Origin of the sequence: Kitasatospora sp. NBC_00315, assembly GCF_041435095.1 — a bacterium.
Lineage (GTDB): Bacteria > Actinomycetota > Actinomycetes > Streptomycetales > Streptomycetaceae > Kitasatospora.
The window spans coordinates 6,183,304-6,208,392 of sequence record NZ_CP108025.1 but is presented as its reverse complement, the minus strand read 5'-3'; the positions used below and the strand labels follow the sequence as shown (position 1 = coordinate 6,208,392).

Annotated in this window: 24 protein-coding genes; 9 read left to right on the top strand and 15 right to left on the bottom strand. The window is 73.4% G+C overall.

Annotation, left to right across the window (positions count from 1 at the left end; translation table 11 throughout):
• The first annotated feature begins 89 nt into the window (after window positions 1-89).
• Window positions 90-647 carry a hypothetical protein gene (locus OG823_RS25885; protein WP_371482251.1) on the top strand — a complete coding sequence of 186 codons (558 nt, stop codon included), beginning with the start codon at window positions 90-92 and terminating at the stop codon, window positions 645-647.
• Window positions 648-680: 33 nt separating this feature from the next.
• Window positions 681-1,340 carry a TIGR03085 family metal-binding protein gene (locus OG823_RS25880; protein WP_371482249.1) on the top strand — a complete coding sequence of 220 codons (660 nt, stop codon included), beginning with the start codon at window positions 681-683 and terminating at the stop codon, window positions 1,338-1,340.
• 2 nt (window positions 1,341-1,342) lie between these two features.
• Here the strand turns inward: OG823_RS25880 and hisF are convergent, their stop codons facing one another.
• Genes hisF through hisD form a run of 8 tightly spaced genes read right to left on the bottom strand, consistent with a single transcriptional unit; the run spans window position 1,343 to window position 7,123 of the window.
• Complete coding sequence (gene hisF, locus OG823_RS25875; RefSeq protein ID WP_371482248.1) at window positions 1,343-2,113, bottom strand: imidazole glycerol phosphate synthase subunit HisF; 771 nt, start codon at window positions 2,111-2,113, stop codon at window positions 1,343-1,345.
• Window positions 2,110-2,571, bottom strand: coding sequence for a RidA family protein (locus tag OG823_RS25870; RefSeq protein WP_371482246.1), 462 nt, complete (start codon window positions 2,569-2,571; stop codon window positions 2,110-2,112). Before OG823_RS25870 ends, hisF begins: the two co-directional genes overlap by 4 nt.
• Window positions 2,568-3,293 carry a bifunctional 1-(5-phosphoribosyl)-5-((5-phosphoribosylamino)methylideneamino)imidazole-4-carboxamide isomerase/phosphoribosylanthranilate isomerase PriA gene (priA, locus tag OG823_RS25865; protein ID WP_371482245.1) on the bottom strand — a complete coding sequence of 242 codons (726 nt, stop codon included), beginning with the start codon at window positions 3,291-3,293 and terminating at the stop codon, window positions 2,568-2,570. Before priA ends, OG823_RS25870 begins: the two co-directional genes overlap by 4 nt.
• A 21-nt stretch (window positions 3,294-3,314) precedes the next feature.
• Window positions 3,315-3,950 carry an imidazole glycerol phosphate synthase subunit HisH gene (hisH, locus tag OG823_RS25860; protein WP_371482244.1) on the bottom strand — a complete coding sequence of 212 codons (636 nt, stop codon included), beginning with the start codon at window positions 3,948-3,950 and terminating at the stop codon, window positions 3,315-3,317.
• Window positions 3,951-3,970: 20 nt separating this feature from the next.
• Entirely contained in the window at window positions 3,971-4,123 is a 153-nt protein-coding gene (locus OG823_RS25855; RefSeq protein WP_371482242.1) for a hypothetical protein, read from the bottom strand.
• A complete protein-coding gene (gene hisB, locus OG823_RS25850) occupies window positions 4,120-4,713 on the bottom strand; it encodes an imidazoleglycerol-phosphate dehydratase HisB (RefSeq protein ID WP_371482241.1) in 594 nt (197 codons plus the stop codon). Before hisB ends, OG823_RS25855 begins: the two co-directional genes overlap by 4 nt.
• 5 nt (window positions 4,714-4,718) lie before the next feature.
• Window positions 4,719-5,816 (bottom strand): histidinol-phosphate transaminase, encoded by a 1,098-nt coding sequence (locus OG823_RS25845; RefSeq protein ID WP_371482239.1) that lies wholly within the window; start codon window positions 5,814-5,816, stop codon window positions 4,719-4,721.
• Complete coding sequence (gene hisD, locus OG823_RS25840) at window positions 5,813-7,123, bottom strand: histidinol dehydrogenase (RefSeq protein ID WP_371482238.1); 1,311 nt, start codon at window positions 7,121-7,123, stop codon at window positions 5,813-5,815. The genes OG823_RS25845 and hisD overlap by 4 nt, the downstream gene beginning before the upstream one ends.
• 96 nt (window positions 7,124-7,219) lie before the next feature.
• On the opposite strand from hisD, the gene OG823_RS25835 reads away from it, so the two are divergent.
• The 3 genes from OG823_RS25835 (at window position 7,220) to ybaK (ending at window position 10,139) form a co-directional block, all read left to right on the top strand.
• A complete protein-coding gene (locus tag OG823_RS25835) occupies window positions 7,220-8,794 on the top strand; it encodes an oxidoreductase (protein ID WP_371482237.1) in 1,575 nt (524 codons plus the stop codon).
• 92 nt (window positions 8,795-8,886) lie between these two features.
• Window positions 8,887-9,615: an LON peptidase substrate-binding domain-containing protein gene (locus OG823_RS25830; RefSeq protein WP_371482235.1), complete on the top strand. Its 729-nt coding sequence runs from the start codon at window positions 8,887-8,889 to the stop codon at window positions 9,613-9,615.
• Between the two features lie 29 nt (window positions 9,616-9,644).
• A complete protein-coding gene (gene ybaK, locus OG823_RS25825) occupies window positions 9,645-10,139 on the top strand; it encodes a Cys-tRNA(Pro) deacylase (protein WP_371482233.1) in 495 nt (164 codons plus the stop codon).
• A gap of 61 nt (window positions 10,140-10,200) precedes the next feature.
• Here ybaK and OG823_RS25820 read toward each other — a convergent pair whose 3' ends face one another.
• On the bottom strand, window positions 10,201-11,124 hold the full coding sequence (locus OG823_RS25820; RefSeq protein WP_371482231.1) for an ABC transporter permease: 924 nt from the start codon (window positions 11,122-11,124) through the stop codon (window positions 10,201-10,203).
• Window positions 11,125-11,307: 183 nt separating this feature from the next.
• Between OG823_RS25820 and OG823_RS25815 the strand changes: the two genes are divergently transcribed.
• Complete coding sequence (locus tag OG823_RS25815) at window positions 11,308-11,814, top strand: DinB family protein (RefSeq protein WP_371482230.1); 507 nt, start codon at window positions 11,308-11,310, stop codon at window positions 11,812-11,814.
• 286 nt (window positions 11,815-12,100) lie between these two features.
• Here the strand turns inward: OG823_RS25815 and OG823_RS25810 are convergent, their stop codons facing one another.
• From OG823_RS25810 to OG823_RS25790, 5 genes are all read right to left on the bottom strand, one after another.
• Window positions 12,101-12,913 carry an ABC transporter permease gene (locus OG823_RS25810; protein WP_371482229.1) on the bottom strand — a complete coding sequence of 271 codons (813 nt, stop codon included), beginning with the start codon at window positions 12,911-12,913 and terminating at the stop codon, window positions 12,101-12,103.
• On the bottom strand, window positions 12,910-13,914 hold the full coding sequence (locus OG823_RS25805; RefSeq protein ID WP_371484657.1) for an ABC transporter ATP-binding protein: 1,005 nt from the start codon (window positions 13,912-13,914) through the stop codon (window positions 12,910-12,912). The genes OG823_RS25810 and OG823_RS25805 overlap by 4 nt, the downstream gene beginning before the upstream one ends.
• Before the next feature lie 123 nt (window positions 13,915-14,037).
• A complete protein-coding gene (locus OG823_RS25800; RefSeq protein ID WP_371482227.1) occupies window positions 14,038-15,324 on the bottom strand; it encodes an NYN domain-containing protein in 1,287 nt (428 codons plus the stop codon).
• A 365-nt stretch (window positions 15,325-15,689) separates the two neighbouring features.
• A complete protein-coding gene (locus OG823_RS25795; RefSeq protein ID WP_371482226.1) occupies window positions 15,690-16,715 on the bottom strand; it encodes an aspartate-semialdehyde dehydrogenase in 1,026 nt (341 codons plus the stop codon).
• A 175-nt stretch (window positions 16,716-16,890) separates the two neighbouring features.
• A complete protein-coding gene (locus OG823_RS25790) occupies window positions 16,891-17,793 on the bottom strand; it encodes a dihydrodipicolinate synthase family protein (RefSeq protein WP_371482224.1) in 903 nt (300 codons plus the stop codon).
• A gap of 72 nt (window positions 17,794-17,865) precedes the next feature.
• Between OG823_RS25790 and OG823_RS25785 the strand changes: the two genes are divergently transcribed.
• From OG823_RS25785 to dnaE, 3 genes are all read left to right on the top strand, one after another.
• Window positions 17,866-18,885 (top strand): LysR family transcriptional regulator, encoded by a 1,020-nt coding sequence (locus OG823_RS25785; RefSeq protein WP_371482222.1) that lies wholly within the window; start codon window positions 17,866-17,868, stop codon window positions 18,883-18,885.
• Window positions 18,886-18,916: 31 nt separating this feature from the next.
• On the top strand, window positions 18,917-19,366 hold the full coding sequence (locus OG823_RS25780; RefSeq protein ID WP_371482220.1) for a type II toxin-antitoxin system PemK/MazF family toxin: 450 nt from the start codon (window positions 18,917-18,919) through the stop codon (window positions 19,364-19,366).
• 212 nt (window positions 19,367-19,578) lie between these two features.
• A complete protein-coding gene (dnaE, locus tag OG823_RS25775) occupies window positions 19,579-23,127 on the top strand; it encodes a DNA polymerase III subunit alpha (protein ID WP_371482218.1) in 3,549 nt (1,182 codons plus the stop codon).
• 120 nt (window positions 23,128-23,247) lie between these two features.
• On the opposite strand, the gene OG823_RS25770 is transcribed toward dnaE, so the two are convergent.
• The gene (locus OG823_RS25770) at window positions 23,248-24,633 is read right to left on the bottom strand and encodes an MFS transporter (RefSeq protein ID WP_371482216.1); all 1,386 of its coding nucleotides are present in this window, start codon (window positions 24,631-24,633) and stop codon (window positions 23,248-23,250) included.
• Window positions 24,634-25,089 lie beyond the last annotated feature (456 nt).

Sequence of the window (25,089 nt, the reverse complement as noted above, 5' to 3'; positions counted from 1 at the left end):
CAGCTTAGGGCACCACAGGGGGCGGCCGGCCGGGAGGAGTTTGTGCGAAGTGCCTGCCGCGGCGGGCTCCGGTGGGCCATTCTTCGGGCATGACCACCGAGCAGCCGCCCGCCGCCCCCCGTCCGTCGCGGGGGCTGGTCCTCGCCGTCCTCGCCGTGCTGGCGCTGCTGCTGGCCGTGGTCGCCACGGTGGCGCTGTGGCCGCGGACCAAGCCGGTGGCCCAGCCCCCGCCGCCCTCCGCCTCGCCCTCCCCGACGCCCAGTCCGACCCCGACGCCCACGCCCACCAAGGTGCTGCCGTACCCGTTCTTCACGGTCGGGACGTGCCTGGACCACCCGCAGCTGAGCAAGGTGATCACCAAGGCCGAGGCCCGGCCGTGCGAGGGCCCGCACGACGCGGAGGCGATCGCCGACGTCCTGCTGCCGGAGGGGCTGACCAGCGACAGCCAGATCGGGCGGGCCCTGCTGGTGGCCTGCAAGGCGGCCGTCGACGCGGCGGAGCAACGCCAGGGCGACACCGGGCCGTACTACAGCCGTCCGCTCGGGCCGTACCTGGCGTACTACCAGCAGGGGATGCGGGACGCCACCTGCACCCTGGCGGCCAGTAACAAGCAGGACGGCAGGAAGCTGACCGGCCATCTGCACTGACGCCGTGCGGAGCCGCGCCCGTAGGCTGGCCGCATGCCGAAACTCGCCCGTACCGAACGCCACCGGCTCGCCGACCTGCTGACCGCCGCCGGGCCGGACGCCCCCACCCTGTGCACCGGGTGGACCACCCGGGATCTGGCCGCGCACCTGGTACTGCGCGAACGACGGCCGGACGCGGCGGCGGGCATCCAGCTGCGCGCCCTGGCCGGCTGGACGGCCCGGGTGCAGGGGCGCTACGCGGCCCGGCCCTACCAGGAGTTGGTGCGGACGTTCCGCGGCGGGCCGCCCACGCTGTCGCCGTTCGCGCTGCCCGGGGCGGACGAGGCGGCCAACACGGTGGAGTACTTCGTGCACGCGGAGGACGTCCGGCGGGCCGGGGCCGGGGCCGGGGAGCCGCAGGAGATCTCCGCCGAGTTGTCGGCGGCGCTCTGGCGGCGGCTGCCGATGGTGGCCCGGCTGGAGGCGGGCCGCAGGTCGCCGGTCCGCCTGGTGCTGGCGCGCTCGGGCGCCGCGGGCGGCCGGATCGAGGTCGGCCCGGCCGGCGGGGAGCGCGTGGAGGTGACCGGCGAGCCGGGCGAACTGGTGCTGTTCGCGGGCGGCCGCGGCGCCCGCAGCCGGGTGGCGGTGGACGGCTCCCCGGCGGCGGTGGAAGCGCTGGCCGGGGCGCTTCCACTGCCCGGGGAGCGGGCCTAGGCTCAGCGGACGGGGTGCCCGGCCTCCCGCAGCGCGTCCTTGACCTGGCCGATCCGCAGGTCGCCGAAGTGGAAGACGCTGGCGGCGAGCACCGCGTCCGCCCCGGCCTCGACCGCCGGGGCGAAGTCGGCGAGCCGTCCGGCGCCGCCGGAGGCGATCACCGGGATGGAGACGGTCCTGCGGACGGCCCGGATCATGTCCAGGTCGTAGCCGTCCTTGGTGCCGTCCGCGTCCATCGAGTTGAGCAGGATCTCCCCGGCGCCCAGCTCGGCGGCCCGGCCGGCCCACTCGATCGCGTCCAGGCCGGTGCCCTTGCGGCCGCCGTGGGTGGTGACCTCGAAACCGGAGGCGGTCTCGGTGCCCTCGGGGCAGCGGCGGGCGTCCACCGACAGGACGAGCACCTGGCGGCCGAACCGCCGGGCGATCTCGTTGATCAGCTCGGGACGGGCGATCGCGGCGGTGTTGACGCCGACCTTGTCGGCGCCGGCCCGCAGCAGCTTGTCGACGTCGTCGACGGCGCGGATGCCGCCGCCGACGGTGAGCGGGATGAAGACCTGTTCGGCGGTGCGGCGCACCACGTCGTAGGTGGTCTCCCGGGAGCCGGACGAGGCGGTGATGTCGAGGAAGGTCAACTCATCGGCGCCCTCGGCGTCGTAGAGCTTGGCCATCTCGACCGGATCCCCGGCGTCGCGCAGGTTCTGGAAGTTGACGCCCTTGACCACGCGGCCCGCGTCCACGTCCAGGCAGGGGATGACACGTACTGCGAGGGTCACGGCTGTTTGCCTTCCGAAGTGCTTTCGCGCGAAGTGCCTGCACGCAACGCGCCGGCGAGCCCGGCGCGATAGGCGTCGATCTCGATCTCGACCATCATCCGGGAGTCGATCAGGCCCTCGACCACCACCATGGTGGCGGCCGGGCGGGCGGCGTCGAAGAGCTTGCGGTGGGCGCGGCCCACCTCGTCGGCGTCGCGGACGTGGGTGATGTACATCCGGGTGCGGATCACGTCGTCCGCCGTCAGACCGTACGCGGCGAGTGCGGTGAGCCCGACGCCGAAGGCGGCGAGCGTCTGGTGGTACGGGTCGCCCTCGTGCTCGATCCTCCCGTCGACCCACGCGGTGGAGCCGGCCACGTGCACGTAGTCCCCGGCTGCCACCGCCCGCGAGTAGCCGAACTCGTCCTCCCAGGGGGAGAATCCGGCGATCCGGCCGCGTACGATCTGACGATCTGTCATGACACGGCCTCCAGGGCCTCTTCGAGGGTGAACTTCTGCTCGTAGAGTGCCTTGCCCACGATGGCGCCCTCGACACCTCCGGGTACCAGGGTGGCGATGGCGCGCAGGTCGTCCAGCGAGGAGACGCCGCCGGAGGCCACCACGGGCCGGTCGGTGGCGGCGCAGACGTCGCGCAGCAGCTGGAGGTTGGGGCCGGTCAGGGTGCCGTCGCGGTTGACGTCGGTGACGACGTAGCGGGCGCAGCCCTCGGCGTCGAGGCGGGCGAGCACCTCGTACAGGTCGCCGCCGTCCTTGGTCCAGCCGCGGCCCTTGAGGGTGGTGCCGACCACGTCCAGGCCGACGGCGATCTTGTCGCCGTGCTCGGCGATGACCTTGGCGACCCACTCCGGGGTCTCCAGCGCGGCGGTGCCGAGGTTGACCCGGCGGCAGCCGGTGGCCAGTGCCGCGGCGAGCGTGGCGTCGTCGCGGATACCGCCGGAGAGCTCGACGAAGATGTCGAGGCGCTCGGTGACCTCGCGGACCAGGGCCCGGTTGTCGCCGGTGCCGAAGGCGGCGTCCAGGTCGACCAGGTGCAGCCACTCGGCGCCGGCGCTCTGCCAGGCCAGGGCGGCGGCGAGCGGCTCGCCGAAGGAGGTCTCGCTGCCGGAGGCGCCCTTCACCAGGCGCACGGCCTGGCCGTCACGGACGTCGACGGCGGGGAGGAGTTCGAGGCGGTTGCTCATGGAGTTGCAACTCTCCGGATGTCAGAGGGTGTTGACCCAGTTGGTCAGCAGGGCGGCGCCGGCGTCGCCGGACTTCTCGGGGTGGAACTGGGTGGCCCAGAGCGGGCCGTTCTCGACGGCCGCGACGAACGGCTGACCGTGCGTGGCCCAGGTGACCAGTGGCGCGGTGATGTTCTCGTTGGTGACCCGCAGCTCCCAGGAGCGCACGCCGTAGGAGTGCACGAAGTAGAAGCGGGTGTCCGCGTCGAGACCGGCGAACAGCCGGCTGCCCTCGGGGGCGTCCACCGTGTTCCAGCCCATGTGCGGGACGATCGGCGCGTCCAGCGGCTCGACCGTGCCGGGCCACTCGTCGCAGCCGGCGCTCTCCACGCCGTGCTCGACGCCGCGCTGGAAGAGGATCTGCATGCCGACGCAGATGCCGAGCACCGGGCGGCCGCCGGCCAGCCGGCGGCCGATGATCACGTCGCCGCGTACCTCCTTGAGGCCGCGCATGCAGGCCTCGAAGGCGCCGACGCCGGGGACGAGCAGGCCGTCCGCGTCCAGCGCGGTCCGGAAGTCCGAGGTGACGGTGACGTTGGCGCCGGTGCGCTCGACGGCCCGCTGGGCGGAGCGCAGGTTCCCCGACCCGTAGTCGAGGACCACAACGTTCTTTGCCATGGGAGTTCGTCGTCCAGTCTCTAGAGGCGCATGACGCCGGAAACGAGGCACAGCACCGCGCCGATCGCGAGCACCGCGATCAGGCTCTTGGACTGCTTCTGCTTCCAGAACGAGTACACGCCGCCGGACAGGAACAGCCCGGCGATGATCAGGATTGTTGCGGCCTTGCTCACAGTGCGCCCTTGGTCGAGGGGAGGATGCCGGCCGCGCGCGGGTCGCGCTCGGAGGCGTAGCGCAGGGCACGCGCGAGGGCCTTGAACTGGCACTCGACGATGTGGTGCGCGTTGCGACCGTACGGGACGTGGATGTGCAGGGCCACCTGCGCCTGGGCCACGAAGGACTCGAAGATGTGCCGGGTCATCGTGGTGTCGTAGGCGCCGATCATGGGCGCCATCGTCTCCGGCTCGGTGTGCACCAGGTACGGGCGGCCGGAGAGGTCGACGGTCACCTGGGCCAGCGACTCGTCCAGCGGGACGGTGCAGTTGCCGAACCGGTAGATGCCGACCTTGTCGCCGAGCGCCTGCTTGAAGGCGGCGCCGAGCGCGAGGGCGGAGTCCTCGATCGTGTGGTGGGTGTCGATGTGCAGGTCGCCCTCGGTCTTGACGGTGAGGTCGAAGAGACCGTGGCGGCCCAGCTGGTCGAGCATGTGGTCGTAGAACCCGACGCCCGTGGAGATGTCGGTCTTGCCGGTGCCGTCGAGGTCGATCTCGACGAGGACCGAGGTCTCCTTGGTGGTGCGCTCAACGCGGCCGATGCGGGACATGCGGGTCACAGCTCCTTGATGACTGTACGGACGGCGTCCAGGAAGGCGTCGTTCTCGGCGGGCGTGCCGGCGGTGACCCGCAGCTGCCCGGGGACGCCGTTGTCGCGGATCAGGACGCCGAGGTCGAGGATCGCCCGCCAGACGGCGCGCTGGTCCTCGAAGGTGCCGAACTGGATGAAGTTGGAGTCGGAGTCGGTGACCTCCAGGCCGAGCGCGCGCAGCGCGTCGACCAGCCGGTCCCGCTCGGCCTTGAGCCGCTCGACGTACCCGAGCAGGGTGTCGGTGTGCTCCAGGCAGGCCAGCGCGGTGGCCTGGGTGACGGCGGAGAGGTGGTACGGCAGCCGGACCAGCTGCACCGCGTCCACCACGGCCCGGTCGGCGGCCAGGTAGCCGAGCCGCAGGCCGGCCGCGCCGAAGGCCTTGGACATCGTGCGGGAGACCACCAGCAGCGGGCGGCCTTCGAGCAGCGACAGCAGCGAGGGCCGGTGCGAGAACTCGACGTACGCCTCGTCCACGATCACCACGGTCGGCTTGACGGCCTGAGCGGCGTCGTGGAGCGCGAGCACGGTGTCGGCGTCGACGGCGGTGCCGGTCGGATTGTTCGGCGAGCAGATGAACAGCACGTCCGGGCGGTGCTCGGCGAGCGCGGCGACGGCCGCGTCCAGGTCGATGGTGAAGTCGGCCCGGCGCGGACCGGAGATCCACCGGGTGCCGGTGCCGCGCGAGATCAGCTCGTGCATCTGGTACGAGGGCTCGAAGCCGAGCGCGCTGCGGCCGGGGCCGCCGAAGGTCTGCAGCAGCTGCTGGATGATCTCGTTGGAGCCGTTCGCGGCCCAGACCTGCTCGGGGGTGCGCTCGAACCCGGTGGTGCGGGTCAGGTAGCGCGCCAGCTCGGTGCGCAGCTCGACGGCGTCGCGGTCCGGGTAGCGGTTGAGGTTCCGGGCCGCCTCGGCGACCCGCTCGGCGATCCGGGCCACCAGCGGCTCGGGCAGCGGGTACGGGTTCTCGTTGGTGTTCAGCTGGACGGGGACGTCCAGCTGGGGGGCGCCGTAGGGCGACTGGCCGCGCAGTTCGTCGCGGACCGGGAGATCGTCGATCTTCACGAGGCGTTCGGTACCGTCCAGTCGAAGCGGGCGCGGATGGCGTCGCCGTGACCGGGCAGGTCCTCGGCGTCGGCGAGGTTGACCACGTGCGCGGCGACGTCCGCCAGCGCCTCCCGGCTGTAGTCCACGACGTGGATGCCGCGCAGGAACGACTGCACGGACAGGCCCGAGGAGTGGCAGGCGCAGCCGCCGGTGGGCAGCACGTGGTTGGAGCCGGCCGCGTAGTCGCCCAGCGAGACCGGCGCGTAGGGGCCGATGAAGATCGCGCCGGCGTTGCGGACCCGGGCGGCGACCGCGCGGGCGTCGCGGGTCTGGATCTCCAGGTGCTCGGCGGCGTAGGCGTTGACGACCGCGAGGCCCTGCTCGACGTCGTCGACCAGCACGATGCCGGACTGCCGACCGCTCAGCGCCTCGGTGACCCGCTCACGGTGCTTGGTGTTCGCGACCTGGGCCGCCAGCTCGGCCTCCACCGCCTCGGCCAGCTCGGTGGAGTCGGTGACCAGCACGGAGGCGGCCATCGGGTCGTGCTCGGCCTGCGAGATCAGGTCGGCGGCGACGTCGCGCGGCGAGGCGCTGTCGTCGGCGAGCACCGCGATCTCGGTCGGGCCGGCCTCGGCGTCGATGCCGATCCGGCCCTTGAGCAGGCGCTTGGCGGCCGCGACGTAGATGTTGCCGGGGCCGGTCACCAGGTTCACCGGGCGGCACTCCTCGGTGCCGTACGCGAACATCGCGACCGCCTGGGCGCCGCCGACGGCGTACACCTCGGTGACCCCGAGCAGTGCGCAGGCCGCCAGGATGGTCGGGTGCACGGAGCCCCCGAAGTCCTTCTGCGGCGGCGAGGTGACGGCGATGCCCGGCACGCCGGCCTCCTGCGCGGGGACGACGTTCATCACCACGGAGGACGGGTAGACGGCCAGGCCGCCCGGCACGTACAGGCCGACCCGGTCGACCGGCACCCAGCGCTCGGAGACCGTGCCGCCCGGCACCACCTCGACGGTCTGGTCGGTGCGGCGCTGCTCGCGGTGCACCAGGCGGGCGCGGCGGATCGACTCCTCCAGCGCGGCACGCACCTTGGGATCGAGCGTCTCCAGCGCGGCGGTGATGTCCGCCTCGGCGACCCGGGTGGACGCGAGCGTCACCCCGTCGAACCGTTCGGTGATCTCGACCAGTGCCGCGACTCCGCGATGGCGGACGTCCTCGCAGATCGGCCGCACCTTCTCCAGGGCGGCCTCCACGTCGAACTCGGCACGGGGCAGCAGGTCACGCGGGTCCTCAAGGGAGCCGCGGAGGTCGATTCGAGAGATCACGCCACCCAGTGTAAGGAGTGGCCGGAACGGGCGGCCCCGCATTTCAGTCCGTGATACGAAAGCCGGGACGGTCGGGGATCTTGGGGGGGAAGCATCGTGGAACAGGCGCCGGAGGACTGGACGCCGGTGGAGCGGGGCCTGTGGGAGGCCTTCCGCAAGGGCGAGATCTACAGCCTGGTGACCGGCGTCGAGGAGCAGGACGCGGTCTTCGGGGAGGCGCCCTGGGGCCCGGAGCGCACGATCCGCGCGGAGGTGATCGCCCGGCTGCTGCTGGACGGTCCGACCGCCGTACCCGGGCGGGTGGCGGCGCTGAAGCTCACCGGCGCGACGGTCACCGGGCCGCTGGTGCTGGCCGGCGGAACCATCGCGCACTACGTCGAGCTGCACGACTGCCGGTTCCGCAACACCGTGCTGATGTCCGAGGCGCGCGCGGGCACCCTGCGCTTCGTCAGCTGCCTGCTGCCGCGGATCGAGGCGTCCCGGCTGGCCACCGAGGGTGACCTTCATCTCGCCCGCTGCCGGATACCCGACGGCCTGCGGCTGACCGACGCCAGGATCGGCACCGACCTGCTGCTGAACCAGGCGGTGATCGGCGCAGACCGCCACGGCCGCTCGCTCTCCGCCGACGGGATGAACATCCACCAGGACTTCGAGGCCGACCGGCTGGAGTCCACCGGCGAGCTGAGCCTGCGCACCGCCCGGATCGGCGGCCGGCTCTCGCTGCGCGGCGCCCAGCTGCGCGGCACACCGCAGAACAGCGCCTGCCTCAACGCGGTGCGGCTCAGCGTCGGCCACACCCTCTACCTGACCAGCTCGGCGGACGGCGGGTGGTCCGGCTCCCGCTCCTACTACGGCTCCGGGTACGGCGAGCACGCGCCGCTCAACTCGCCCAGCACGCCGTTCCGCGCCTACGGCAGGGTCCGGCTCTCCGACGCCAGGTTCGAGAGCGCCTGCCTGATATCCGGCGAGTTCCACCTCGGGCCGGAGGAGGAGCTGTCGCTGCGCCGGATCCAGACCCCCGAGCTGCGCTTCGCCTGCCGGATGCGGCCCACCGGCACCGTCGCGCTCTCCCGTGCCAAGGTCGGCAACCTGGTGGACGCCCCGGCCAGTTGGCCGCAGGGCAAGCACCTCGGACTGACCGGCTTCACCTACGAGGTGCTGCGCCCGCTGGCGCCGTTCAGCGTCCAGCAGCGGATCGCCTGGCTGGAGAGCGCCTCCGTCGACTTCCAGCCGGAGTCGTACGAACAGCTGGCGGCCGCGCTGCGCCGGGACGGCGCCGACGACGACGCGCGCGAGGTGCTGTACGCCAAGCAGCGCCGCCGGCACGCCACCCTGCCGCTGCCCAGCCGGGTCTGGGGGCGGCTGCAGGAGGCCACCGTCGGCTACGGCTACCGGCCGGGCCGGGCCGCGCTCTGGCTGCTGCTGGCCTGGGTGCTGGGCACGATCTTCTTCCGGCAGCATCCGCCCGAGCCGCTCAAGGCGGACGAGCGGCCGCACTGGAACGCCGCCCTGTACACCCTGAGCCAGCTGCTGCCGGTGGTCGACTTCGGGCAGGGCGGCTGGAACCCCGCCGGGGCCGGGCAGTGGGTCAGTGCCGGGCTGGTGGTGATCGGCTGGGTGCTGGCGACCACGGTGGTGGCGGGCGCGACCCGGCTGCTCCAGCGGGGCTGAGCCGGCGGCGGCAGCCGCCGGCGGGCGCCGGGGCCCGGGCGCGCGCGGAACCCTGGCGCGCCGCACCGCTCCGGGCAACTACGCTGAGCGCCGTGACAGAACGGCTGCCGCTCTTCCCGCTCAACTCGGTCCTCTACCCGGGCCTGGTGCTGCCCCTCAACGTCTTCGAGGAGCGCTACCGCCGTCTCGTCGCCGACCTGCTGGCGCAGCCGGAGGACGAACCGCGCCGGTTCGGGGTACTGGCGATCAAGGACGGCCGGGAGGTCTCCCCGGTCCGCGAGAGCGAGGGTCCGGCCGGGCCGCTGGACGGCCTCGGCACCGTGACCGGGGACCCGCTGGAGGCGCTGCACCACATCGGCTGCGTCGCCGACGTGGCCTCCGTGCAACCCCAGCCGGACGGCCGCTACGAGCTGCTGGTCACCGGTACCACCCGGTTCTGGCTGCGCAGCGTCGACACCGGCGGCCCCTACCTGACCGGCGAGATCGAGACGATCGAGGAGGAGCCCGGCGAGGGCGCGGGAGCGTTGGCGGCCGGCGTCGAGCGGGCCTTCCGGACGTACCAGAAGCGGCTGGCGGGCGCGCGCGAGGCCAGCATCGCCGGTGAGCAGGAGCTGCCGGCCGACCCGCAGGTGCTGTCCTACCTGGTGGCGGCGGCGTCCGTGTTCGACACCCCGGTCAAGCAGCAGCTGCTGGCCTGCCCGGACACCGCGCAGCGGCTGACCATGGAGCTGGAGCTGCTGCGGCGCGAGACGGCGGTGCTCGCCTGGCTGCCGTCGCTGCCGGCGGTGGACCTGACCCGGCAGTCGTTCAGCCCGAACTGACCGTCGGACGTTCGAGGGGAGGCCGCCCGATGGCCAAGAAGGCGAAGAAGGGCGGGCAGGGCACGCCCGCGACGGTGGCCCTGGAGAGCGCCGGTGTGCCGTTCACCGTGCACGCGTACGAGCACGACCCGGCCGCGGACTCCTACGGCGGGGAGGCGGTGACGCTGCTCGGCATCCCGGCCGCCCGGGTCTTCAAGACCCTGGTAGCCGACGTCGACGGCGAGCTGACCGTCGGTGTGGTGCCGGTCTCCGGCAGGCTGGACCTCAAGGCGCTGGCCTCGGCGGTCGGCGGCAAGCGGGCCGCGATGGCGGACCCGGCCGCGGCCGAGCGCAGCAGCGGCTACGTGCTCGGCGGCATCTCCCCGCTCGGGCAGCGCCGGGCGCTGCGGACGGTCCTGGACGAGAGCGCGCTGGAGCACCCCACGGTGTACGTCTCGGCGGGCCGGCGCGGCCTGGAGGTCGAGCTGGCCCCGGCCGACCTGGTGGCGCTGACCGACGCGCTGACGGCCCCCATCGGGCGATAGGGGCCGTCGGCGGCGCTCCGCCGGCTCGGGAGAGCGGGCGGGTCATCAGGGGCGGGACGGGTCAGGAGGGCGGGACCGGCCGGTCGTCGGCGGGCCGCACGGGCTCTGCGCCGGGCGGCGGCTCGGGCGCGGACCCGGGCTCGGAGAGCGGCACGGGCGCCGGGCCCGGCGCGGGGGCGGGCGCGTACCCGCCGGGCGGCAGGGCGCCACCGGCCGGGGGTGCGCCGAGCGTGCCCGGCGCCGGCCAGCCCGTACCCGCCCAGTACGGCGGCGGATCCTCCTCGCGCTTGCCGAACGCCGCCGACAGTACGAGCAGCAGCACCATCGCCGTCATCGGCCAGACCAGCAGGGCGCCGTGCGCGCCCAGCCGCAGGGCGTCGTCGAAGCCGTGCCCGTCCCCGACCTGCCGGGCGTGCGCGACGACGTCGGAGGTCGGGCCGAGCCGGACCCCGAGCTTCCAGCCGACCAGCGAACCGAGCAGCCCGCCGACGGTCAGGCCGACCGCCACCGCGATCCCGCCGCCCCGGCGGCGGGTCAGCAGGAAGGCGCCCAGCGCGGTGACCACGCCGGCGCCCAGTCCGATCAGCGCGAACACGGCGTCCGCCCCGGCGCGCTGCTCGCCCTCCGGGTCGGCGTACAGGATGCGGTTCCCGCTGACCAGCAGTGGCACCCGGGGGGCCAGCCAGACCCAGAGCCCGGCCACACCGAGCCCCAGCAGCACGCAGACGAGAGCCGTCAGCGCGCCCGCCCGCAGCTCGGGCAGCAGCGGACGGGCGGGCGCCGGGGCGGGCCCGTGGCCGAAGGCCGGCGGCGCGCCGTACGGATCGGGAGCGGCGGGCGGGGCGAAGGGGTCCACGGCGGCGGGCGGACCGTAGGGGTCCGGGGCGGGGCTCGCCGGGGCGCTCGCGGCGGCGTCCGCGGCCGGTCCCGCGACGTCCGCGGCGGGGATCCGGCCGGGATCCGGAGGTGTGTTCGGTACGGTCACCCCGTCATCGTTTCACGATCGGCCCCGCCGGGGTGGTGCGGGCCGTCCCCACGGTGTCGCGCCGGGTGAGCTGCGGGCGTCGCCGGAGCTCGTGCCCGGGGGACGGTCGAACCGGGCGGATCGGGTCGGGGCTGTCGACAAATACCTCGACATCGGTCGCGCTGATCGGCGACGCTTCGCGCGATGACCAAAATCGACGACACCCCGCCCGCGTGGGACGAGCGCACCCAGCTCACCACGTTTCTCGACTACGCCCGTGCCACCGCCCGCGCCAAGTGCGACGGCGTCTCCGCGGAGAACGCACGCGAGGCGCTCCTGCCGGGTTCACCGCTGATGACCATGAGCGGAGTGATCAACCATCTCCGCTGGGTCGAGTACTACTGGTTCCAGGTGGTCTTCCTCGGCGAGGAGGAGCAGGGCCCCTGGACCGAGGAGGACCCCGACCGCGAGATGCGCATCGCCGTCGACTTCCCCCTCACGCAGCTTCTCGACGAATACGCCGAACAGAGCGCCCGCTACCGCGAACTGGTCGCCGGCAACGGCCTGGACACGAAAACCCGGCGAACCATCCGCGACGGCCTCCACGTCGACCTGCGCTGGATCCTCCTCCACCTCACCGAGGAGACGGCCCGCCACAACGGCCACCTGGACATCCTGCGCGAGATGCTCGACGGGACGACCGGCAGTTAGATCCGGCGGAGATCACGGGCACACCGGACGGGCTTCGCGCCCATCCGCGGCGGCACGTCCACCGGACCCGCGCACGCCTCCTGGCCCAACCGGGTAGAGCTGTTCTTCTCCGCGTCGAGCCGCCGCGTGGTCCGCCACGGGGCGGCTCGACGCGCGCGACGACCTGACCGACGCGACGGACACCTACGTCATCGAACCCCACCAGAGCGCCGGGCCCCATCGCCGGACCTACGACGGCACCCCACTCAAGGCAGGCTGACCCTCGCAGGACCTACCCGGAGCGGCACTATCGGGTGGTGGCCCGCCGGTAGGCCCAGGTCGCCACTGCCAGCGAGACCAGTCCCACCGCGGCGCAGACCCCGAGGTCACCGGCGACCGCCGCCCAGTCGGGGTTCGGCGTGAACGTCCTGGCGAAGGCCTCCACCCCGTACGTCGAGGGCAGCAGGTCCCGCAGCCAGAGCACCGGCTGCGGCAGGCGCTCCACCGGCAGCACGCCCAGCAGCAGCGCGGCCGACATGCCGAGCTGGCCGAGCAGGGTGGCGATCTCCTGGCGCGGGGCGATCAGGCCGCAGGCGGCGCCGAGGCCCGACAGCGCCGCACCGGCCAACGGGACGACGGCGAGCAGCACCCACAGGTGCCCGACCGGCAGGCCGAACATCACCGCACCGGCGACGGCCGTCACCAGCGTCCCCGGCAGGGTGAACGAGGCGTAGGCGGCCGCCGCGCCGAGCACCACCGACGCTGCCGGTACCGGCAGCGTCGCGTAGTGGTCCAGGCCGCCGGTGGCGCGCAGCCGTCCGAAGTACTGGGCGAGCAGGTTGAGCGCGACGAACGCGACCACCAGCACGCTGGATCCGGCCACCACGGTGTGCGCGGCCGGGTTGTCCCCCGGGTCGACCACTCCGCGCATCATCACCAGGATGCCGATCGACTGGAAGGTCGCCACGAACAGCAGCGGGATCCGGGCGACCTTGGCCCGGGCCAGCTGCGCCCGGTAGACGGCGGCGAGCGCGGGCAGCAGCCGGGCGGCGGGCGCCAGCGGCGCGGGCACGGCCGACGGCCCGGCGCTCTGCTGGGGCGGGGCGGACAACAGGGTCACTTGGCCAGACCTCCGTGGCGGCCGCCCAGTTTGAGGTAGGCGTCCTCAAGGCTCGGGGTGGCCAGGGTGAAGTCGTCCAGGGCGGCGAAGGCCGGTCCGGTGGTGACGGCGGCGACCAGCTCACGGGCCTGCTCGGGGCTGGTCCGCACGGTCCAGCGGCGGCCGGTGCGCTCGGCCCGCTCGGCGAGCCGGGCGACGGCGGGTACCTCCATCGGGGCCTCGGTGCGCCAGACCAGGTCGAGCCGGACGTCGCCGTCGACCAGTGCCTTCAGGCCACCGGGGGTGTCGCAGGCGATCACCCGGCCCTCGTCCACCACCGCGACCCGGTCGAGCACCGTCTCCGCCTCGATGACGTTGTGGGTGACGAGCAGGACGGTCACGCCGTGTTCGGCACGGCGGCGGTCCACGGCGGACCAGACGGCCCGGCGGGCGACCGGGTCCATACCGGTGGTCGGCTCGTCCAGGACGAGCAGCGGGCGCTCACCGACCAGCGTCGCGGCGAGGCAGGCCAGCCGGCGCTGACCGCCGGAGAGCTTGGCCAGCGGACGGGCCGCGAGAGCTTCGAGGCCGAGTTCGGCGAGCACGTCGGCGGCCTCGGCGCGGGCCCCGGCCCGGCTCAGGCCGCGCAGCCGTCCGGTGGTCTCGGCGGCCAGCGCGACCGTCAGCTCGTCCAGCGCGGTGGACTCCTGGCCGAGATAGGCCAGCAGCCTGGCCGCCCGCTCGGGGTGGCGCACCACGTCGTGGCCGAGGATCTCCACACTGCCGCTGTCCGGGCGCAGCAGCCCGGTGAGCTGGCGGACCAGGGTGGACTTGCCGGCCCCGTTGGGGCCGAGCAGGCCGAACACCTCGCCCCGGCGGATGTCCAGGCTGATGCCGTCGTTGGCGCGGATCACGGCCGCGTCCCCGCCACGGGCGGGGCGGTAGGTCTTGACCAGGTCGCGCACGGCGCAGCACAGCTCGGCCGGCCGGCCCGGCGGGTCGGCGGCCTCGCCCTGCGGCACGGCCCGTGGTGCCCGCCGGTCGGTCTCGCTCACGAGCGAAGACTCTACGCGCTGGGGGGCCAGATCCGGACAAGGGGGCCTGATGCGACGAATCAGGCCGCGCGGCGGGCGGGCGCCGGGCGCTCAGTCCTCGACGACGATCAGGTCCCCGCCGGGCACCCGGACGGCCAGTTCCTTCCAGAAGCCGGCCCGGATGGCGTACCGGTCGTGCTCGTCGATCTGGTCGTCCTTGTGCGCGAGGAGGCCGAACCGGGCCGCGTAGCGGAGCAGTTCGCCGTCGACGCGGTGCGGGATGCGCGGGTAGTCGGGCCACAGCACGGTGAGCCGCTCGACGTCGCCGAGCCGCTCCGTCCAGCGCCGGGCGAAGACCTGGCCGACCTCGTGGGCGTCGCCGCCGATGGTGGTGATGTCCTCCTCGCGGTCGACCCAGCGCTGCTCGGCGGTGGTGAGCTGGGCGAGCGTGGGCAGGCCGTCGCCCGCGGTCGCGGTCTCGGCGGCGGGGCGGTCCACCCAGCCCCGGTCGGAGGACCAGCGCAGCACGGGGCCGCTGCCGTTCACCACGTGCCCGTTGGCACCCGTGCCGTTCACCCCGGCGTGGGCACCCCCGCCGTTCCCGCCCCCGCCGCCGTTGGCGCTCGGGACGGCGGCGGCCACGACCGGCACCGGGGCGCGGCCCGCGAGGTCCTTGGGGGTCGGCACGACCTTCAGCGCCGAGGCGGGCTCCGCCGCCCCGGCCAGCGCGGCGGCCGGCTCCGGGCGCGCGGCCGGCCGCGTCGCGGCGCCGGAGCGCGCGGGGGCCGGCGGCGCGGAGAGGATCTTGGCGATCTCGGCCCGCGGTCCCGGCGCCTGGAAGGGCAGGCTCTCCCGTACGGCGACCCAGCGCTCGATCCACTCGCGGTCCAGCACCCGGCGCTCGTCCGCCTCGCCGACCAGGTCCTCGGACTGGTTGAAGTCCCCGTCGGCGGCCTGCAGCGCCCACAGGTGCACCACCACGCCGTGCTCCTTGGCGGACATCATGCCGGGCAGCAGATCGCCGTCCCCGGTGACCAGGACCACGTCCGCGCAGGCCCGGTTACGGGCCAGCTCGGAGAGTTCGGCGTGCATCGCGGCGTCCACGCCCTTCTGCACCCAGCGGCCCTCCGCGCGGGTCAGCGCACCGAGCCGGACCGTCACCCGGGGCAGGACCCGCAGCCGGCGGTGCTCGGGCATCGGGCGGCGGTCCGGGGCCGCGTCGAACCAGTAGATGCGCAGCAGCGGCAGACCGGTCTCGGCCTCGGCGCGTTCGCGCAGCGCGGCGATCAGCGCGGTGTGGTCCACCGTCACCCGCGACCGGGACGGGTCCCCGGCGAGCAGGCTGGCGGCCGCGCCCAGCAGGTATCCGGCGTCCACCAGGACGACACAGCGGTCCACGTCCGCACCTCTTTCCGGTCGTTCCGGTCGGCCCCGGGCACCGCGCCACCGGGCCGGCAGCGCCGCGCGGGCGCGGTCCGCCACCACCCGGGCAGGCGGCCCGGGGCGCGGCGTACGGAGCAGTCTGCCCGACCGGCTGCCCTCCAATCCCCCAAACCACGCCGATCGGGCCGACGGCCCCTGCCGGGCTCCGGGCGCCGCCGGCGCCGACCGGCCGCCGCCCCGGGCGCCCGGTGGACCACGGCCGCGCCCGGTCCGGGCGGTGCGTCGACGCACGGGCCCCGGGCGCCCGCGACCCCCGTGCGACGAACCGCGCCCGTCCCCCGGCGTCGGGGAACGGGCGCGGCGGTGCCGGGCGGAGCGGGTCAGCCCAGTTCGGCGGCGACCAGTTCGGCGATCTGGACGGCGTTGAGCGCCGCGCCCTTGCGGAGGTTGTCGTTGGAGAGGAAGAGCGCGAGGCCGTTGTCGACCGTCTCGTCCACCCGGATCCGGCCGACGTAGCTGGCGTCCTTGCCGGCGGCCTGGAGCGGGGTCGGGATCTCGGAGAGCTCCACGCCCGGCGCGTCCTTGAGCAGCTCGTAGGCGCGCTCGACGCTGATCGGGCCGGCGAAGCGGGCGTTGATCTGCAGCGAGTGGCCGGAGAAGACCGGCACCCGCACGCAGGTGCCGGAGACCTTGAGCTCGGGGATGCCGAGGATCTTGCGCGACTCGTTGCGGAGCTTCTGCTCCTCGTCGGTCTCGAAGGAGCCGTCGTCGACCAGGTTGCCGGCCAGCGGGATCACGTTGAACGCGATCGGGCGCCGGTAGACGGTGGGGGCCGGGAACTCGACGGCCTCGCCGTCGTGGGTGAGCCGGTCGGCCTCGCCGACGACCTTGCCGGCCTGGGTGTGCAGCTCGGCGACGCCGGCCAGCCCGGAGCCGGAGACGGCCTGGTAGGTGGTGGCGACCAGCGCGGTCAGGCCGGCCTCCTCGTGCAGCGGGCGCAGCACGGGCATGGCGGCCATGGTGGTGCAGTTCGGGTTGGCGATGATGCCCTTGGGGCGGTCGGCGATCGCCTCGGGGTTGACCTCCGAGACCACCAGCGGGACCTCGGGGTCGCGGCGCCAGGCCGAGGAGTTGTCGATGACGACCGCGCCGGCAGCCGCCACCTTGGGTGCCAGCTCCTTGGAGGTCGAGCCGCCGGCCGAGAAGATCACGATGTCCAGGCCGCTGTAGTCGGCCGTGGCCGCGTCCTCGACGGTGATCTCGGTGCCCTGCCAGGGCAGCGTGCGTCCGGCCGAGCGGGCCGAGGCGAACAGCCGGAGCTGCTCGACCGGGAACTCGCGCTCCGCCAGGATGCCGCGCACGACCGCGCCGACCTGGCCGGTGGCCCCAACAATGCCGATCCTCATCCGACTATCTCCTCTGGGGTGGTTCTCGCAGGTCACAGCCTGCCGATGTCAGCCGCACTCCGCCCATCATGCCCTGACAGCCGACTCGGGCCGCGGGGCGTTCCACGCTGTGAACGGGGGAGGGGCTCCGCTCGGCCCGTGGGGGCCCGGGCCCCGGCTCGTCGGGGGCCCTGCCTCAGTCGGCCAGGGCCGCCGCCCGGGCCAGCGCCGCCGCCACCCGGGCGGGCTCCGCGGGCAGCAGCGGCAGCCGGACGTCCGGGGTGGGGATGCGGCCCTGGGCGTGCAGCACGCCCTTGATCACGGTGGGATTGGGCGCCGCGAACGCGGCTCCGGCCAGGCCCGCCAGGGCGTGGCCGAGCGGCCGGGCCCGCTCCACGTCGCCGGCCAGCCAGGCCCCGGCCAGCTCGGCGAAGCGGGCGGTGGCCAGGTGGGCGGAGGCCAGGATGCCGCCGGCGGCGCCGAGCGCCAGCATCGGGGAGAGGAAGGCGTCGTCCCCGGCCAGCACGGCGAAGCCCCCCGGGGCCGCGCCCAGCAGCTCGACGGTGTCCTGGTCGATGCCGCCGGTCGCGTACTTGACCCCGGCGATGCCCGGCACGGCCGCCAGCTCCAGCAGCGCGGCGGCGCCGAGCGGCTGCCCGGTGCGGTAGGGGATGTGGTAGATCACCAGCGGGACGGGGCTCAGCCCGGCGAGGTACCGGAAGTGCGCGACGACCCCGGCCTCGCCCGGGCGGGAGAACGCCGGGACGGTCACCATCGCGGCGGCCGCCTCCGGGGCCTGCTCGCCGAGCGCGAGCAGGGCCTCGCCGGCGCGCCGGGTGTCGGAGCCACCGGCGCCGACCAGCAGCGTCGCGCCGCGCTCACGGCAGACGGCGGCGGTCACCCGCAGCACGGTCCGCCGCTCGGCCGCGTCCAGGGCGGCCTCCTCGGCGGTGGTGCCGAGCGCGGCGAGGCCGGCGGCGCCCTGGTCCAGGGCGCCGTGCGCCAGCTCCTCCAGCGCCCCGGCGGCGATCGTGCCGTCGGCGGCGAACGGGGTGACGAGCGGTACGTAGATCCCGCGCAGCGGGGTGCGGTGGTCCATGGTGACCAGCCTGGCCCGCACCGTACCGCCGGGTCCAGTTCACATTTCCACCGAGAACCGTAAGCTGGACCGATGCTCGACGTCCGGCGCCTGCGCCTGCTCAGGGAACTCGCCCACCGGGGTACCATCGCCGCCGTGGCCGAGGCCCTCGCCTTCAGTCCGTCCGCCGTCTCCCAGCAGCTGTCCGTGCTGGAGCGGGAGGCCGGGGTGCCGCTGCTGGAGCGCACCGGCCGCCGGGTGAGCCTGACGCCCGCCGGGCGCAACCTGGTCCGCCATGCCGAGGCCGTGCTGGAGCGGCTGGAGCTGGCCGCCGCCGAACTGGTCGACGCCCGGCAGGGGCCGGCCGGACCGCTGCGGATCGGCACCTTCCCGAGTGCGGCCCGGGCGATCGTCCCGGGCGCGCTGGCCGTCCTCGCCCGCGAGCACCCCGCGCTGGAACCGATGGTCGCCGAGATGGATCCGGCGGACGTCGCGGACGCGCTGCGGGCGGGCGAGCTGGACGTCGCGCTCGTCCACGACTACGACTTCGTGCCCTCCCCGGCCGAACCGGGCCTGGCCACCGAACCGCTGTTCAGCGAGGCCATGTATCTGGCGTCAGCCAGGACCGACGGCGCCGCTCTGGCGTCAGCCAGGACCGACGGCGCCGCTCTGGCGTCAGCCAGGACCGACGGCGCCGCTCCGGCCGCGACCCCGGCGTCGGCCGGCGCCGCCGCCGCGTCGGCCCCCGTCGATCCGGTCGCCGCGCACCGGGACACCCCCTGGATCATGGGTACGCCCGGCACGCTCTGCCGCACGATGGCCGTCCGGGCCTGCGAGGCGGCCGGCTTCACCCCCCGGGTGCGCCACCAGGTCGACGAGTTCGCCACCGTGCTGGCCCTGGTCGCGGCGGGCCAGGGGGTCGCCCTGGTCCCCCGCCTCGGTGCGGTGGACCCGCCGCCGGGCGTCCTCCTCACCGAACTCGCGATGTGCCGCCGCACCAGGACGGCGTTCCGCAGCGGGGCGGCCACCCACCCGGCCGTGGCCGCCTTCACCGCCGCGCTGCGCACGACGCTGCCCTCCGCTCTCGGGAGCGCGACCGCGCCGGGATCTTGATCGTCCGGGCCGCGATCACTAGCCTTCGCGCATGGCTGAGTTGACGCACCAGGACGAGCGCTCCCCCGGCTCCCACGGACCCGCCGCGACCCGGGAGGTCGACCCGCTGCGGATCGGCCGGGTCCGCACCGAGTACGCGCCCGACCACGACGGTGATCCCGACCCGGGCGAGATCGTCTGGACCTGGGTGCCGTACGAGGAGAACGACGGCCGCGGCAAGGACCGCCCGGTGCTGGTGGTCGCCCGGGAGGCGGACGGCACGCTGCTCACCGTGATGCTCTCCAGCAAGGCGCACGCCGACAGCGACTGGGTGCCGATCGGCTCGGGGCCCTGGGACCGCACCGGCCGGGATTCCTGGGTCGCCCTGGACCGGGTGCTGCGGGTGCACGACGCGGGGATGCGCCGCGAGGCCTGCGCGCTGGACCGGGCCCGCTTCAACCTCGTCGTGGACCGGCTGAAGCTGCGCTACCGCTGGAGCTGACCGGCCGCCGGGCGGGTACGTGACGTCGGTCTCACCGGGGGCCGGGCGCCGACCCGTCCGGCCCCTGCGACGGCCCTGCCCGAGCAGCCCCGATCGCTTGTGAAGGCATCGCGGACACCATCGGTCACGGCGAGGTTCAAGGGCCTCAGTGGCGCTAGGGTGGAACATCCCCCGGAACGCGTCCCGCCCCCTCTGCTAGGAGCCTTTCCACCGTGGCCGACAGCTTCGTGCACCTCCATGTCCACACCGAGTACTCGATGCTGGACGGGGCGGCGAAGAACGGCAAGCTCTTCGCCGAGGCCGAGAAGCAGGGCATGCCGGCCATCGCGATGAGCGACCACGGCAACATGTTCGGCGCGTACGAGTTCTTCCAGACCGCGACCAAGAGCTCGGTGAAGCCGATCATCGGGATCGAGGCGTACGTCGCGCCCGGTTCGCGCTTCGCGAAGAAGCCGGTCTTCTGGGCTCCGGGCGGGCAGCGGATGGCCAACGCCGACGGTGAGGGCGGCAAGGACGTCTCCGGCGGCGGCCGGTACACCCACATGACCATGTGGGCGGAGAACGCCCAGGGCCTGCGCAACCTCTTCAAGCTCTCCTCGCTCGCGTCGATGGAGGGCTACTACATGAAGCCCCGCATGGACCGCGAGCTGATCGCCGAGAACGCGGCCGGCATCATCGCCACCACCGGCTGCCCCTCGGGCGAGGTGCAGACCCGGCTGCGGCTGGGCCAGTACGACGAGGCGGTCAAGGCCGCCGCTGCCTACCAGGACATCTTCGGCCGGGAGAACTACTTCCTGGAGCTGATGGACCACGGCCTGTCCATCGAGCGCGACGTCCGCGAGGACCTGCTGCGCCTGGCGAAGCAACTGAACATCCCGCTGCTGGCCACCAACGACTCGCACTACGTCACCGAGGACCAGTCCGACGCGCACGACAGCCTGCTCTGCGTCGGCGTGGGCAAGAACAAGGACGACCCGAACCGGTTCAAGTTCAACGGCTCGGGCTACTACATCAAGACCGCCGAGCAGATGCGGGAGATGTTCCGCGAGCTGCCCGAGGCCTGTGACAACACGCTGGCGATCGGCGAGCGGATCCAGCCCTACGACGAGGTCTTCACCTACGTCGACCGGATGCCGCAGTTCGACGTGCCCGAGGGCGAGACCCAGGCGTCCTTCCTGCGCCAGAAGATCAAGGCCGGGCTGTCGCTGCGCTACGGCGACAACCCGAGCCAGGAGGTGCTGGACCGGGTCGAGCTGGAGATGGGCGTCATCTCCCCGATGGGCTTCGACGCGTACTTCCTCGTGGTCGCGGACATCTGCCAGTACGCCCGCGACAACGGCATCCCGGTCGGCCCGGGCCGTGGCTCCGCGGCCGGGTCGATGGTCTCCTACCTGACCCGGATCACCGAGCTGGACCCGCTGGAGCACGATCTGCTGTTCGAGCGGTTCCTGAACCCCGAGCGCATCAACCCCCCGGACGTCGACATCGACTTCGACGACCGCCAGCGCGACCAGATGGTGCGCTACGTCACCGACAAGTACGGCGAGGCGTACACCGCCCAGGTGAACACCTTCGGCACCATCAAGGCCAAGGCCGCCGTCAAGGACGCCAACCGCATCCTCGGCTACCCCTTCGCGATGGGCGACCGGATCACCAAGGCGATGCCGCCGGACGTGATGGGCAAGGGCGTCCCGCTGGCGGACCTGTTCAACGAGAAGCACCCGCGCTACAACGAGGGCACCGAGATCCGCTCGCTCTACGCGAACGAGCCCGACGTCAAGAAGATCATCGACACCGGCCTCGGCATCGAGGGCCTGATCCGCGGCACCGGCGTGCACGCGGCCGCCGTGATCCTCTCGTCCACACCCCTGCTGGAACTCGTCCCGCTGCACAAGCGGGACAAGGACGGCACGATCATCACCGGCTTCGACTACCCGTCCTGCGAAGCCCTGGGCCTGATCAAGATGGACTTCCTGGGTCTGCGGAACCTGGGCATCATCGACCACTGCATCAAGATCATCAAGTCCAACCGCGGTGGCGAGGTCAACATCGAGAAGATCCCCCTCGACGACCCCACCACGTACGAACTCCTCGCCCGGGGTGACACCCTGGGCGTCTTCCAGCTCGACGGCGGCCCGATGCGCGCCCTGCTCAAGCTGATGAAGCCCACCGAGTTCGCCGACATCTCCGCCGTCTCGGCGCTGTACCGGCCCGGCCCGATGGGCATGAACTCGCACACCAACTACGCGCTGCGCAAGAACGCCCAGCAGGAGATCATCCCGATCCACCCGGAGCTGGAGGAGCCTCTCAAGGAGGTCCTCGGCCCGACGTACGGCCTGATCGTCTACCAGGAGCAGGTGCAGCGAGCCGCGCAGGTGCTGGCCGGCTACAGCCTCGGACAGGCAGACCTGCTCCGCCGCGCGATGGGCAAGAAGAAGAAGGAGGTCCTGGAGAAGGAGTTCGTGCCCTTCCACGCGGGCTGCAAGGAGCGCGGCTACTCCGACGAGGCCATCCAGGCGGTCTGGGACGTCCTGGTCCCGTTCGCCGGCTACGCGTTCAACAAATCGCACTCCGCCGCGTACGGGCTGGTCTCCTACCAGACCGCCTACCTCAAGGCGAACTATCCGGCCGAGTACATGGCCGCCCTGCTCACGTCGGTGGCCGACGACAAGGACAAGATGGCGATCTACCTCGCCGAGTGCCGCCAGATGGGCATCAAGATCCTCTCGCCGGACGTGAACGAGTCCGTGGTCGACTTCACCGCCGTCGGCACCGACGTCCGCTTCGGCCTCAAGGCCGTCCGCAACGTCGGCGTGCCCGTCATCGAGTCCCTGGTGCGGACCCGTGGCGAGAAGGGCAAGTACACCTCCTTCGCCGACTTCCTCGACAAGGTCGAGCTGGTGGTGTGCAACAAGCGCACCATCGACTCCCTGATCAAGGCCGGCGCCTTCGACTCGCTCGGGCACACCCGGCTCTCGCTCACCAGCGTGCACGAGAGTGCGGTCGACGCCGTCACCGGCGTCAAGAAGCAGCAGGCCATCGGCCAGGACGACCTGTTCGGCGCGATGGACAACGGCGAGGACATCCCGGCCATCGGCCTGGACTTCGAACTCACCGAACGCGAGTGGCCGCGCAAGCAACTGCTCAGCCTCGAAAGGGAGATGCTCGGCCTGTACGTTTCCAGCCACCCGCTGGACGGCGCCGAGCACATCCTCTCCCGCAACCGTGACATCTCCATCGCGGAGCTGCTCGGCTCCGGGCGCACCGAGGGCGAGGTCAAGCTCGCCGGGCTGATCACCGGCGTGGACCGCCGGATCAACAAGGCCGGCAACGCCTGGGCCATCATCACGCTGGCGGACCGCGACGGCTCCGTCGAGGTGCTGTTCTTCCCCGCCACCTACAACCTGATGGCCGACCAGATGGTCGAGGACAACGTCATCTCGGCCCGCGGCCGGCTCAACGAGCGCGACGGCTCCCTGAGCATCTTCGGCCAGGAGATCAGCACCCTCGACATCTCCTCGGCCGAGCACGGCGGCAAGCCCCCCGTGCAGATCACCGTCCCGTTCACCAAGGTGAGCCCGCGCGTGGTGCACGAGCTCAAGCGCTCGCTGCGGGCCCACCCCGGGGACGTGCCCGTCCGGATGCTGACCACCAGTCCGCAGAAGAACGTCCTCTACGAGCTCGGGTTCCTGGTCAACCCCGACAACGGCTTCGCGAGCGAGGTCAAGACACTGCTGGGGCCGTCCGCCTGGAGCGCCTGACCGGCGGGCGGCCGGGCCCGGACCCGGACCCGGGGCGGGGGAACGCGCTGCGGTGGTGACCGGCGGGGTGACGCTGCGCTGGTGACGGCGGTGGTGGCGCTGCGGTGGCGACCGGCGGGTTCAGGGCGTGATCCGGCCGCCGGCCGGCTGGGCGACCGGCGGCCGGTCGGCGGGGGACGGCGGGAGCACGGCCTCCAACCGCCGCAGGCAAGCCCGTCGCTGCACGACGGAAAGCGCCGCCACCGCCGCGCCGAGCACGAGCCAGCCCGCCGGGCCGGCGGTCAGCACCGCGCCGGTCAGCAGCAGCGGTCCGGCGGACTTCTGCACCGACTGGGACATTCCGGCCACCCCCAGGTAGGAAGCCCGCGCCCGCCGGGGCGCCAGCGAGACCGCCAGCTCCCAGGAGCTCACCGAACGCATCAGCTCCGCCGCGGTCACCAGCACCGCCGCGGCGAGCATGGCGGCCGCGGCGGCCCAGGGCCCGCCGCCGGTGGCGGTGGCCAGCACGATGCAGGACGCGAACATCGTCAGCCCGTACAGCAGCACCGCTCCGGCGGCCTGGCGCGGCTCGGTGACCCTGGCCGACACCCGGACCTGGAGCACGACCACCAGCACGGTGTTGATCACCAGGAACACCGGGACGACGGCGTGCGGCGCCGCCGTGCGACTCACCAGCCACAGGGGCAGCCCGACGCCCAGAATCGAGTCGTCCAGGTTCATCGGGACGTCCAGCAGGACGAACAGCAGGTAGCCGCGATCCCGCCACGGGCTCCGGGTCGGCGATTCGGCCGGCCGGCCCGCCGAATCGCCGACCCCGCCACCCACCGGGTCACTCGCCGCGTCGGGGCCGCCGTAGCGCGCCACCACCGAACCGCCGCCGCGTGGCTCGCCGGTGCGCCACACCAGCGCGGCGGCCACCAGGAACGACAGTGCGTCGGCCAGGATCAGGGATCGGTAGGCGGCGGCCGTCCCCACCGCGAGTCCGATCGCGGCGATCCCGGCGCCGAGCGCGTAGCCGGCGTTCGCCGCACTGCGCGACAGCGCCTGGTAGGTGGAGCGGCGCTCACCCGCGACCCGCGTGGCGAACAGCATCTCCAGGGTCTTGGCCGCCCGGTCGCCGAGGTGGGTGACCGCGACCACGGGGAGCAGCAGGTGGAGGCCGGTGCAGACCAGCAGCAGGCAGAGGGTCCCGAGGCGCAGCAGGTGACAGCCGATCAGCAGCGGGCGCACCGGGAAGCGGTCGGCCAGCCGACCGGCCAGCGGCGAGCCGGCGATGCCCGCGACGCCGGCCGCGCCGAGCAACAGGCCCAACTGCCGGGCGTCCAGTCCGGCCACGAAGGTGAAGTACAGGACCGCCGAGGCGCCCCAGACGCCCGAGCCGGTCCTGTCCATCAGTTGGGCGAGCAGCATGATCCGCGCGTCACGGCCGCCCGGTGGCCGCCGCAACTGTGCCAACAGGCCGGGTTCGCCCCGGCGGGCCCGGGGGTTCACTGCGCCGCGTGGCATCGCCGGCCTCCGATCCGTACGGAAAGTGTCTCGACATCAAGAGACTCGGGAGCAGCTTGCCCGACAATCAATCTCGACGTCAAGATACTTGACATCGAGAGTTTTTCGGCGACCGTCGGGATGGCCGATCATGCCGACGGAGCTCCCCGACCGAGGGCTCGCTCCCGGGTGGACCGGTCATCGCTTCGAAGAACGGCGGCAGCGGCGGGACGGCGGCACCTGCGAGGACGGCGGCAGCGGCACGATCGGCACCGGCCGGACGGCGGCACCGGCGGAACGGGCGCGGGGCGGGATCGGGTGGACCGGGCGCCCGGGAAGTCGAAGGCATCCGACGTCGGAGAGATCGCCTCGCCCGGGCGCGCGGGTCGATCCAGCCGCAGCCGTCCCGCCCCGGCGGACCCGGAGCGGCCCCGTGAGCGGCGAATCGCCGCCCTCCGGTCACCCGCAGTAGGGTGC